The organism is Leeuwenhoekiella palythoae (genome assembly GCF_900130045.1).
In the GTDB taxonomy this organism is placed as follows: domain Bacteria; phylum Bacteroidota; class Bacteroidia; order Flavobacteriales; family Flavobacteriaceae; genus Leeuwenhoekiella; species Leeuwenhoekiella palythoae.
The window spans coordinates 767029-779981 of sequence record NZ_FQXT01000003.1 but is presented as its reverse complement, the minus strand read 5'-3'; the positions used below and the strand labels follow the sequence as shown (position 1 = coordinate 779981).

The window sequence follows — 12953 nt, the reverse complement described above, 5'->3', positions numbered from 1 at the left end:
TCATTTAATAACTGAATAAAAAAAATCCGTCAATCCGGGCCTTGCCTTGAGATTGACGGATTTTCTAGTTTTAGTAACCCGGGTTTTGGCTAATTGTTTGTCCGGAAGCATCAATCTCAGACTGTGGTATGGGTCTTAGAAGGTGTTTTTCGGCTATTGCATTGTTAAGCGCTGCGTGTGGGTTATATTCTAAAACGCGGGATATTAAAGTCCCGGTACGTTTTAAGTCCATCCAGCGGTTTACTTCACCAATCAATTCACGGGCGCGCTCATTTAAGATAAGAGCAAGATCAACATCTCCTGCAGTAAGCGGGGTTGTGATACCTGCACGTGAACGTACGGCATTAAGATAGGTTGCAGCAGCACCCGGATTATTGTTTTGCAATGCAGCTTCGGCAGCTATCAAATAAGCTTCAGCTCCACGCATAATAACCATATCGCGATCTCCAAAGGCACGCTCGTTAGCATACGTAAACGGAGCGCCCGGGTCGTCAAATTTCTTAAACATCGGCCAGTGGGTATTGGTAACTCCATCGTTAACCAGATACTGATCTGCATTAATAACCGCGTAAGGCTTGCTGTCTATACGCTCCTGACTCCAGGCTGTTTTTGGGAAATAAATAGCCGTATCGCCTACTTCAATACCGTCTTCAGCTACATCTGCGTAAATAACATATCTCAAGGTTTCGTCATTACGGGTATCTTCCTCATCAAACATATTAAAGAAAAACGGAGTGGGCATTCTAGCGATTCCATTTTGATATAAACTACCACGTGCTAAACCAGGATAGTTGAAGTATTCAAACTTATACAATAAGTGTTTGGTATTACCCCAGCCCAAACTAGAGGTTTCAGTACCAAACAGGAAGGAGAAGACCACTTCATCATTGCGTTGGTTTTCAATATCAACTACATCTGCAAATGTAGGCTCAAGCGGGTGATTGTCTATCACGGTTTCTGCCAGGGCAATCGCACGGGTATAATCGTCTGATGCGGCAAAAGACTTGTAACCACGGGTCAATAAAACTTTAGAAAGTAGGTGACGTGCTGCATCTTTAGATACACGACCAAATTCTTCCGGATTTTCATCAACCGCATTGATGGCATCGTTAAGGTCACTTACGATCAGCTCATAAACTTCCTGCTCTTCATCACGTAGAAAATCAGATTGAGCTGTAGTGATAGGTTCGGTGACAATAGGTACTCCACCATAGTTCTCTACCAGATTGAAATAAGACCAGGCTCTGAAGAATTTAGCTTCGCCGACCCCTCTATTTTTCAAACTTTCTTCAACACCTTCAATTAAATCTGCATTGGCAAGCAAGGTATTTGCAGCAGCAATCTGCTTATACTGATTAGACCAGTACACCTGCAATACATAGTTTGATGCGTTTAGATCTACATAGTCATTTATTGCGTCAGTACCTGTAAGAGGTGAGGCTCTTGTCACGATATCGGTACCCAGGTCTTCCAGCACATAAAGCATGTCTGGCTGATAGTGGGTAGTGTTTTCGCGTGTTATTTCGTAGATATAGTTAACGAGTTGGACAAAACTTTCCGAATTCTCCCGTGAAGATGGAATACTGATCGCCTGTCTGTTTGTTTCCTCCAGGAAATCGTCGCAACCGGTTACCAGCGTACCAGTAAGCAGTAAAGCGAGTGCTGAAGTATAAATTGATTTTTTCATAATACTAATTATTTTTTTAGAATGTAAAGTTTATACCGGCCATGTAGGTGCGTGCCATAAATGAGGCGCCATAAGTATTTCTACCAGCGTTTTCAGGATCCCAACCATCATATTCTGAAAAGGTGAATGGGTTTTGAACGGTAGTGTATAAACGTAATTTTTGAATTCCGAATTTTCGAATAGTCTCCTGAGGAAGCGCGTATCCCAAGGTCATAAAACCAACTTTTACGAAAGACACATCCATATTTTTAATGGCTTGCTGATACGGGCCACCATTACCGGGCTGAAACCAGTTGTTAGTGGGGTTGGTTGGTGTCCAATAATCGGTATCGTAACCATTCCATAATCGGGCGGGTTCACCATCATAGGAGAATGCACGCGCATTGTGGAAATTACTGGAGATGGTAACGCCCTGGCTGGTGTATACAAAGAAAGAGAAGTCAAAATTCTTATAGTTCATGGTACTGGTAAAACCTCCGGTCCATTTAGGGAGTGGGTTTCCAAGAATTACGCGGTCTCCCTGCTCTGTGATTTGCCCGTCACCATTCACGTCAACCACACGTACCTGACCCGGCTTTTGACCGTAGGTAGCCGCTTCTGCAGCTTCATCCAGTTGCCAGATTCCGTCAAATTTAAATCCGTAAAGCGATCCCGTAGGTTCTCCTACTCGGTGGATGAAAGTACCTCCCTGAGCTCCAAAAATGATTTCGTCACTATTTCCGTATAGGTTAACAATCTCATTACGGTTGCTGGCAAAGTTTAGATTGGTACTCCATTTAAAGTTTTCACCATCAAAAATCTTGGCGTTAAGACCAACTTCAATACCGCGGTTACGGGATTCCCCGATGTTATCAAAAGTTCCTCCAAAACCAGTCACGTTAGGTAAAGGTCTGTAGAAGATGATGTCTTTAATATCTCTATTGTAAATATCTACACTACCAGTAAGTCTGTTGTTCAGGAAGCCAAAATCAAGACCAAAGTTAACCTCAGAAGTACGCTCCCAGCTTAAGTCTTGGTTTGCCAGACCGTTTACGTACAATGTAGGTACACTCGCGTCGCCTATATTCGTGTAGCTTGACTCAAGTAATGAAAGTGTACCTAAAGGATTTAATCCTCCACCAATACCGTTATTACCGGTCTGACCATAACTTAAACGCAATTTCAGATCTGAAAATACTTTTTGGTTACGCATAAAATCTTCACGTATCACACGGTAAGCGAATGAAGCTGAAGGGAAAAAGGCCCATTTGTTGTCGTCAGATAATACAGATGCTCCGTCATATCTACCGGTAAGGGTAAGAATGTATCGATCCATCAAATTGTAATTAAGACGTGCGGTATAGGACTCTAAAGTTTGTCTGCTAAAACCACTGCCGTAGGAGTTTACGTTAGAACCTGCTCCCAGATTATAGAATAAAAAGTTGTCTGAAGTAAAGTTTCTAACCTGGATTCCGTAAGATTCATTGTCCTGTAAAAATCTGGAGTACACCAGAGTAGCAGCAAGACTGTTGTCCTTATTAATATCAAGACTGTAGTCAACAATATTATCCCAGGTATACGAATAATCTAGGAAGTTGTTGACCTCTGCCCGGGTATTACTCTGGTTACCGATGGTACTTTTGGTTAACAAACCGCGATACTCACCCACACGGGTGTATTTTACGTTAGGAGCAAATTTTGTAGTAATGCTCAAACCTTCAACAGGCTTTACGCTAAGCGAAATATTACCGATAAAATTGATGTACTTATTCTCAAGTTTCCAGTTTTGCGTATCGAAAATAGGATTACTAACCTGAGTTTCTTTTTGGGTTGGCAAGAAAAGCAAATCTCCGTTGTCGTCATAGGCTCTACCAATTGGTTTTAGACGGTATGCACTTCTGAAAGCTTCTAAACTACCTTCATTGGTTGTAGCCAAAGTAACGTAGTTATCATACCCAAAGGTTAACCAATCTGTAAGGTCACTCTGAATATTTCCTTTTAGGGTATAACGGTTAAAGTCTTCTCCGTAAATAGTTCCCTGATCTTCGGTATACCCCAAACCGGCGGCATAAACGGTTTTGTCGTTACCTCCGCTGATATCAAGGGTGTGGTTTTGTTGGAAACCGTTTCGAGTAATCAAATCTACCCAGTCAGTACTTACGCCGTTCGCGATGTTTTCACGTTCTTCTTCACTGAGGTAATCGTTGATATTTACTGCTTCTGCAGAATACTGACTGAAATTTCCATCTGTATTAGAAGCAAACTGGTTACCTACCACCACATCTCTTAAGAAAGGGATATAGGTCTGACCATTAAAAACAGGAGGAAGGTTGTAGATTTCTTTAAAACCTATGTAGTTGTTGTAACGTACGGTCATTTTTCCTTCTTTACCTTTTTTAGTCTGAATAATTACAACCCCGTTGGTACCACGCGAACCGTAGATCGCAGCAGAAGCCGCATCTTTAAGTACATCCATACGTTCAATATCTGCAGGGTTCAGGAAGGAAATATCATCAACAAAGATTCCGTCTACTACAAATAATGGGTTTTGTCCCGGGCTATAACCTCCATTACCTGCACCGGTATTAATCGTGTTAGCACCCCGTACACGAATGTTGAAACCTCCTGCACCGGGCTTGTTGTCTGTACGTTGCACGGTAACACCCGCAACCTGTCCCTGGATAGAAGAAACCGCGTCTACTTTATTAGTTTGTTCAAGTACTTCACTGCTTACGGTAGATACAGACCCGGTAAGGTTGGATCGTTTTACCTTACCATAACCAATTATAGCCACCTCTTCAAGTGATTGAACATCGGTTTCCATATTAACGGTTAGTGAGGTTTGATCGCCTACAGGTACTTCCTGCTTCATGTAACCTACATAACTAAACACCAATACGGCGCCCGGCTCAACCTGTAGTTGAAAAGAACCGTCAAAATCTGTAATCGTACCTGTTGTTGTTCCTTTAATACTCACACTTACACCGGGAAGTGTCTCTCCCGATTCGGTGTCATAAACAACTCCCGAAATCGTTTTCTGATCGTAATTGTCAAAAACTTCTCCCAATGCCGGAGAAGCCATAATTGTGGTTGTTCCCAGCAATGCCAGCACAACAAGTGTGATCTGTTTAAGCATCCTGAGTTGTAAAAGTGTTTTCATAAATGTTGTTTTAGTTTTGATATTCAAATCATTATGTATTTATGTAATTATGTAGGACATAACAAGATTAAAAAAAAAATGTTTGATAAAAACGATATAGTTAAAAATTTAACATTAATTAATTCTTTAAAGAATTTGATTTATGAAAAAAATATTAATGCTACTTATGAGAATAATTTCACAGGACGTCATTTTGAATTAAATATTTTTAGGCTAGGAACCTCTAATTAGAATTGCCTATGTACTGAAGCAGATTGATTCATACTACAGTGAATTTATAAATATACACTGTAATGGACTTGAAATAGAAAAACAAGACCTAAAGTGAAGTGATTATGCTGATATTATACTAATCTACTTCAAATTCTTTAGTGATTCTGTTTCCTAAATAAGAACGTCTACTTCTTCTGGTATTGTACGAGGTTTCTATCCGCTGAAAGATTCATTACTCCGCCTGAGACCTAAGCTTATCTTATGCCAATATCCCCACTCTATATTTAGAGAATTAAAGGAGTCACCTACGGCATTTTTCCAGCAGTTTCCTTTCCGACCCATAAATCGTTTTAACAGATCATTATAGCTTTTAGTATATTAGTAAATTTTTGGCTTTACGTCTCATTATTGCTAAGTTGACAACTGCAATAATATTCTCTCAACTCTATATCCTGTCTAATGCTGTAATTTCATATTCTATAAAGTAATAGTATGATATAAACTAACCTAGAGCAAAAGATGTAATATCGCAGCTTAAAATTCAAAATTGAAACCTTTTTGTTGCAATTTTTGATAGACCTCAGGATTGAATCTATAAAGTTTAGCAGCCCGATGGGAGACGTCTTTCTGCTTTTCATCGAGCGCTGTCAGCAAATTCATTCTAAGAATTTTTCTTCTGAAATTAGGCTTGTCCATCTCATAACCTAAAATCTCTTCGTATAAATGCATCAATTGAAGCAACGTAAATTTTTCAGGTAACATGTTAAATCCTATGGGCTCTTGCTTTATTCTACGGCGTAATCTTTTGAGACCTATTTCTAAAATATGAAGGTGGTCGTATATAAGGGTTTCTACTTCAGAAACCTTGAACCATGCTACTTCAGAAGCGGTGGCTCCAGGTTTTAGACCAACCCAATCTTCACGCTTTAGTAAGGCGTAATATCCAATGGTAATGACCCGAGATACCGGAAAACGATCCGGAGCACTAAAGGCACGCAATTGTTCTAAATAAATGTCTTTTATCCCGGTAAGAGCTAAAAGAAGACGGTTGGCTGCATCGTCGGTACTTTCGTCGGTGTAGATCCAACCTCCGGGTAATCCCCATTTATCTTTGCTTATTCCGTCTGCATGCTTAACTAAAAGTACCTCTAGAGATCCCTGATTGAAACCAAATATGACGCAATCAATGGTTATACTGTCTAAAATAGGAGCACTGTGGCTGGTGGTCTTACTGGCTTCGGTTGTAGTCATTCAGACTAATTTTAATAGTTCGAGGTTGCTAAAGTATAAAAATTTGTGAAATCAATATTTTAGCGTATACTTGTAGTCAAATAAACTATAAGATAATTAAGTAAAATTGATATATGTATTTTTTAGGAATCGATCTGGGCAGTTCATCAATCAAGCTTGCCGTACTTGATGCCAACACCGGTAAATCGGTAGTCGGCTGCACGGTTCCTGAACACGAGATGATTATGGATACCCCGCAAAGTGGCTGGGCAGAACAGGAACCCGAACAATGGTGGAATTATACGTGTAGGGGTATTCAAGAAATAGAAAGGAAAGGTTTTGATCTTAAACAAATTAAAGCCATTGGGATTTCGTATCAGATGCACGGTCTGGTACTTACAGACAAAGATCTTAACGTATTGCGGCCTTCTATCATCTGGTGTGATAGCCGTGCTGCGCCCATTGGCGAACAGTACTATCAGGAAAAAGGAGCAGCATTTTTTCAAGACCGGGTTTTGCAAAGTCCGGGGAATTTTACCGCAGCAAAGTTAAAATGGGTGCAACAACACGAACCGGAGCTTTTTGATCAGGTCGCACATATGATGCTTCCGGGAGATTATCTGGCCGCTAAATTTTCGGGCGTAGCACAAACCAGCAAATCGGGGCTTTCTGAAGCAGCGCTTTGGGATTTTAAAAAGAATAATTTAGCCGAAGAAGTCCTCAATGCTTTAGATCTTCCGCGTGCGGTGATTCCTGAGGTCGTGGCTAATTTTAGTCATCAGGCGACTATTGCACCTCAAATCGCTGAGTGTTTGGGCCTTTCTAAAGATGTAGCAATCACCTATCGCGCAGGAGATCAACCTAATAATGCGCTCGCACTTAACGTAAATCAACCCGGAGAAATCGCCACTACTGCCGGAACTTCCGCAGTAATCTATTCGGTGACCGATCAAGATGCCTTTGATACCGAAAATCGCATCAACACTTTTTTGCACGTGAATAACACCGAAACTCAAAAACGCAACGGCGTATTACTCTGCATTAATGGTTCAGGGATCTTGTACCAGTGGTTGCGCAAAATACTTTCCACCGGAAAAGATGAGTTGTTGTCCTACGATTTCCTTAATGCGCAAGCAGCGCAAGCTGGTCCGGGTAGTGCCGGACTTAACTTTTATCCTTTTGGCAATGGAGTGGAACGTATTTTTAATAACAAGAAATCCTTCAGCGGGTTGCAGAATTTAGATTTCAACAGGCACGGAGCCACCCATATGGTTCGTGCGGCTTGTGAAGGAATTGTTTATGCGATGAACTATGGCTTTGAGGTGATGCAGCATATTGGCGCCGATGGACATTCCGTAAAGGCAACAAAAGCCAATTTATTCCTGAGTCCGGTATTCAGAGAGATTTTTGTAAATACCACGCAAACTACCCTAGCGCTGTACAAAACGAATGGCGCTGAAGGTGCTGCGAGAGGAGCAGCCCACGGTTATGGATTTTATACCAGTCTGGATGAGGCCGCTCACGGACTAGAGTTATTAAGCACTCAGGAACCTCAACCCGAATTAAAACAACAGTACACCGATTTATATCAAACCTGGAAAAATAATATTCAAATAATAGAATAATGAGTACCTATTTTAAAAACATAGACCCTATAAAATTTGAAGGAAAAGAAAGCGACAATCCGCTTGCCTTTAAATACTACGATGAAAACAAAGTAGTCGCAGGAAAAACCCTTAAAGAGCATATGCGTTTTGCGATGGCCTACTGGCACACGCTTAACAATAAAGGTGGAGATCCTTTTGGCGCTCCCACCGAAACTTTTGCTTGGGATGCCAACCCTGATCCTATTGTACGTGCTAAGGATAAAATGGATGCCGCTTTTGAATTTATGACCAAGCTAGGTCTTCCGTACTACTGCTTTCACGATGTTGATCTTGTAGATGAAGCTCCTAGTCTTGGAGAGTTTGAAAAACGCATTGCTGCGATTGTAGACTATGCAAAAACCAAACAGCAAGAAAGCGGTATTAAACTGCTTTGGGGAACATCAAACCTCTTTAGTAATCCGCGTTATATGAATGGTGCTGCAACCAATCCTAATTTTGATGTGGTGGCCTATGCCGGTGCGCAGCTTAAAATTGCCATTGATGCAACTCTTGCGTTGGGTGGTGAAAATTATGTGTTTTGGGGTGGTCGTGAAGGCTATATGAGCTTGCTGAATACCGATATGAAACGGGAGCAGGATCATCTGGCGCAGTTTCTAACCATTGCCCGTGATTATGCGCGTAAACAAGGATTTAAAGGAAACTTTTTAATCGAACCTAAACCTATGGAACCTACCAAGCATCAATATGATTTTGATGCAGCAACGAGTTTAGGTTTCATTAATAAATACGGACTACAAGATGATTTTAAACTGAATCTTGAAGTGAATCACGCAACCTTAGCAAGTCATACATTTGAGCACGAATTGCAAGTAGCTGTTGACGCAGGAATGCTAGGCAGTATTGATGCCAATCGCGGCGACTACCAAAACGGTTGGGATACAGATCAGTTTCCTATTGATGTGTATGAAGCGACTCAAGCGATGCTGGTTATTCTTGAAGGTAGTGGAATTCAAGGCGGCGGCATCAACTTTGACGCTAAAGTGCGCCGTAATTCTACTGATCTTGAAGATAAATTTATCGCCCACATCGCCGGGATGGATACTTTTGCCCGCGGACTGATCGCTGCAGATCACGTGCTTCAGCATACTTCTTATAAAGAACTACGCAAAAACCGCTATGCTTCTTTTGATCAGGGGAATGGTGCAAAATTTGAATCTGGGGCTTTATCGTTAGAAGCGCTCAGTACCTTGGGACACCAAACCGGAGAACCAAAACCATACAGCGGAAAGCAAGAGTTGTTCGAGCAGCTTATTGCTAATGCCTTTTAAGGAATACTATTTAATTACCAATACAAAGTTTGTTAGTTTAATTATAAGTGTGTGTTGACTAACAAATCAAGAGTCCCATTTTATGGGACTCTTTTTTTATTATAACATTTGGAGACAACTTGTTTCAAAGAAGTAATTAAGTACACTGCAATGGTTATGTACTATATATGACACTACTTAATATTATTTATGGTAATACTATTGTTTTTCATTTTTCTTACCTCTATTATTCATCAAGAGTAATAGATAGTTTACGCTAGGTTACATAAACATAAAATGCGTAAAATGTAACCTAGAATAAAGTATATGTAACATACCTTTAACGAATTTTAAGATTATCCAAATACATTTGTTAACGGTTATTAATAAAAGCATAACGTTTTATAATGATCGCTTTTGGATGTTACACAGGATAAAGAATAATTTGGTTTTGTTTAACATTTGATAAAACATAAAGAGTGTGTACTCAATCGATTTCGGATTCTTCGATAACTGAACTATATCGATGTAATTCTCAGTTAAACTGTAAAGCTAATATGTTAATATGAAAATAAAATTCTCAAAAAGTGACTATGCGTTTAAAAGTGCATTATTTGGAGTAATATCTCAAATAATCATTTCTGGTCCTCTATTAGGGAAGGAATCTACTCTATTAAACCCTTTAGAATATTCAATTCAACAACAAACTACCATTTCTGGAACCGTGTTATCTGAAACTGATGGTTTGCCAATTCCAGGAGTAAATGTATTGGTAAAAGGAGTGTCTGGGATGGGAACCGTAACAGATTTCGATGGTAATTTTACTTTAAATGTACCTTCATCAGAAAGCGTATTGGTTTTTAGTTTCGTAGGATTTCAAACTATTGAGCGACGTGTTGGTACCAATACATCTTTTACCATTCAATTGAAGACTGATGAAACCTCATTGGAGGAAGTTGTTGTAATTGGTTATGGTCAACAGAAAAAAGAAAGTGTAGTAGCTGCAATAGCTCAGGCAAGCGGTGAGGATTTAGAGCGTGCAGGAAATGTACCCAATGTTGGCTCTGCTTTAGCAGGGAATGTGCCAGGGGTTATCACAACTGCCAGTACAGGCCTTCCCGGAGCTGAAGACCCAAGAATTTATATCAGAGGACAAAGTACTTGGAATGATTCTAGTCCTTTAGTGCTTGTGGATGGAATCGAACGTCCCATGAATACCGTGGCAATAAGTTCAGTAGAGTCCATTTCGGTTTTGAAAGATGCGTCTGCTACAGCTGTATACGGTGTGCGAGGCGCAAACGGTGTCATATTAATTACTACTAAAAGAGGAAAATCTGGAAAAGCTGTTATTCGGGCACGTCTCAATTCTTCAGTAAAAACAGCCTCTAAACTTCCGGGGAAAAAGGATGCATACGATACCTTTTTAGTACGTAATCAGGCTATTGAAAATGAATTGTCTCTTAGACCAGAATCCTGGGGCTTTTATCAACCTCAAAATATTATTGACAAGTATCGATTTCCTGCAAACCTAGAGGAAAGTGAACGTTATCCAAATGTTGATTGGGATAAAGCTTTATTTAGAGATTTTGCCCCGTCCTATAATGCCAATCTAAATATCAGTGGAGGCTCTGATTTTGTAAAATATTTTGCAGGCGCAGATTTTCAATATGAAGGAGACTTGATTAGAGAATATGACAATGGAAGGGGGTATCAACCTGGTTTTGGCTTTAACAGGCTCAACGTGCGCACGAATTTAGATTTTCAATTAACCAATACCACAACACTTAAAGTTGGATTATCTGGATCTTACGGAGTACGTAAAACTCCTTGGAATTTCGGTGGTGGTGATTATGTGTATTGGATAGCCGCCTATACAACTCCGCCAGATATTTATTTACCACAATATTCAGATGGATCTTGGGGCTACAATGCGCCTTCAGGCGGAGGTCAAGGTAATGCTATTAGAAACTTGGCGATCAGTGGAGTGCAATATTTGACGAATACACAATTGCAAACCAATTTTACTCTTGAACAAGATTTGGATATGCTTATTGATGGGTTGAGTTTTAATGGGACTATAGCTTTAGATAACACGTTTGTTGAAGCCAATAGAGGGATCAATGACCTATATAATGATCCGCAGGAAAAGTACATTGATCCTGATACAGGGATTGTAACGTACAGACAAACTTATGATGCTAACACTGGATTTGATTATCAACAGGGGGTGAAGTGGTCTGCTCAAGACGGGGCTGTAAACAATGGCGCAGCCTATCGCAGATTGTTCTATCAAACACAGTTGAATTACACCAAGAATATAGCACAGAAGCACGATATCACCGCTATGGGATTGTTTAATAGAAATGAGTTTGCAACTGGTAGTGTATTGCCATTTTATCGAGAAGATTGGGTGTTCAGAGCAACATATGGCTATGACAATAGATATCTCTTAGAATATAATGGAGCCTATAATGGATCTGAACGTTTTGCTGCAGGGAATCGTTTTGCCTTTTTTCAATCTGGTGGTCTCGGATGGAATATATCTAACGAAGCATTTATGGAGGATATAAACTTTGTTAATAATTTAAAACTAAGAGCCTCTTATGGAGAGATTGGAGATGATAATATAAATGGAAGGTATTTATATCTCACCCAGTGGTCTTATGGAGGACAATCTCGATTGGGAGTGACAGGAGAACAGGCAGAAGCAAGTCCATATGTATGGTATGTAGAATCAGCAGTGGGAAATCCAGAGATCAGTTGGGAAAAAGTAAAGAAATCAAATATTGGTCTTGATTTTGGGTTTTTGAACGGAAAAATAAGTGGAAGTTTTGATCTTTTTAGAGATCAGCGTGTCGATGTATTAATATCTGGTGACCAGCGGGCTATTCCCGAGTATTATGGAACTACCGCGCCAGTTGCAAATCTTGGAGAAGTTGAAAATAAAGGATATGAAATTGTTCTCAATTTAAAACAGGATTTCGGAACGGATTGGAGACTATGGGCAGAACTGAATATGACTCATGCGGAAAATAAAGTTATAGAAGGAGATAACCCGCAACTCTTACCAGAATATCAGAAAAATAATAATAAAGCCATAGGGCAGGCCTATTCCTACGTTGATAATGGGTTTTATAATACTTGGGATGAGCTATATGCTACTACCCAATTTAACACCGATGATGCTCAAAAATTACCCGGAGGTTATCAAATTATAGATTTCAATGCTGACGGAGTTATCGATGGATTTGACAATATACCTTATGGATTCTCAGGAGCACCACAAAATACTTACAACGCTACAGTAGGATTCCAGTGGAAGGGCCTAAGTGGATTTGTACAGTTTTTCGGAGTAAATAATGTTACCCGCCAAGTCGTATTTAACAGCTTCGGAAATCAAAACAATATTGTATATGATGAAGGTAGTTATTGGAATTTAAATAATACCAACGCAGATGCTCCTGTTCCAAGATACGTGTCAACGCCTAATGGAGCTAGTGACGGTTCTCGATTCTTTTATGACGGATCTTATGTCAGACTAAAAAATGCAGAGATTGCCTACACCTTGGATGAAAACTCAAAACTTCTTAAAGGTTTAGGGTTTGAAAGCTTACGCCTATTTGTTAATGGAAATAATCTCTATGTATGGACTAAAATGCCAGATGATAGAGAGTCCAATTTTGCGGGTACCGGATGGGCATCTCAGGGGGCTTATCCAACCTTAAAACGATTCAATTTAGGACTGAATATTACCTTTTAAAAATTATTGC

Annotated in this window: 6 protein-coding genes and 1 pseudogene; 3 read left to right on the top strand and 4 right to left on the bottom strand. The window is 39.9% G+C overall.

The features are described 5' to 3' along the window. Positions 1–70: 70 nt before the first annotated feature. From BUA96_RS10455 to BUA96_RS10445, 4 genes and pseudogenes are all read right to left on the bottom strand, one after another. Positions 71–1687, bottom strand: a complete 1617-nt coding sequence (locus BUA96_RS10455; protein WP_072982822.1) for a RagB/SusD family nutrient uptake outer membrane protein — start codon at positions 1685–1687, stop codon at positions 71–73. 16 nt (positions 1688–1703) lie between these two features. Then, on the bottom strand, positions 1704–4826 hold the full coding sequence (locus BUA96_RS10450; protein WP_233430634.1) for a SusC/RagA family TonB-linked outer membrane protein: 3123 nt from the start codon (positions 4824–4826) through the stop codon (positions 1704–1706). A gap of 349 nt (positions 4827–5175) precedes the next feature. Next, positions 5176–5434 (bottom strand): annotated as a pseudogene (locus BUA96_RS17145) (IS3-like element ISLbl1 family transposase); the annotation flags it as partial. A 139-nt stretch (positions 5435–5573) separates the two neighbouring features. Beyond that, positions 5574–6290, bottom strand: coding sequence for an NUDIX hydrolase (locus tag BUA96_RS10445; RefSeq protein ID WP_072982820.1), 717 nt, complete (start codon positions 6288–6290; stop codon positions 5574–5576). 113 nt (positions 6291–6403) lie between these two features. Here BUA96_RS10445 and BUA96_RS10440 point away from each other — a divergent pair, with 113 nt between their 5' ends. The 3 genes from BUA96_RS10440 to BUA96_RS10430 all read left to right on the top strand — a co-directional run bounded on the left by BUA96_RS10440 (position 6404) and on the right by BUA96_RS10430 (position 12943). Beyond that, on the top strand, positions 6404–7894 hold the full coding sequence (locus BUA96_RS10440) for a xylulokinase (RefSeq protein WP_072982819.1): 1491 nt from the start codon (positions 6404–6406) through the stop codon (positions 7892–7894). Next, entirely contained in the window at positions 7894–9204 is a 1311-nt protein-coding gene (xylA, locus tag BUA96_RS10435) for a xylose isomerase (protein WP_072982817.1), read from the top strand. The genes BUA96_RS10440 and xylA overlap by 1 nt, the downstream gene beginning before the upstream one ends. Positions 9205–9748: 544 nt before the next feature. Further along, positions 9749–12943 (top strand): SusC/RagA family TonB-linked outer membrane protein, encoded by a 3195-nt coding sequence (locus BUA96_RS10430; protein WP_084673120.1) that lies wholly within the window; start codon positions 9749–9751, stop codon positions 12941–12943. Positions 12944–12953 lie beyond the last annotated feature (10 nt).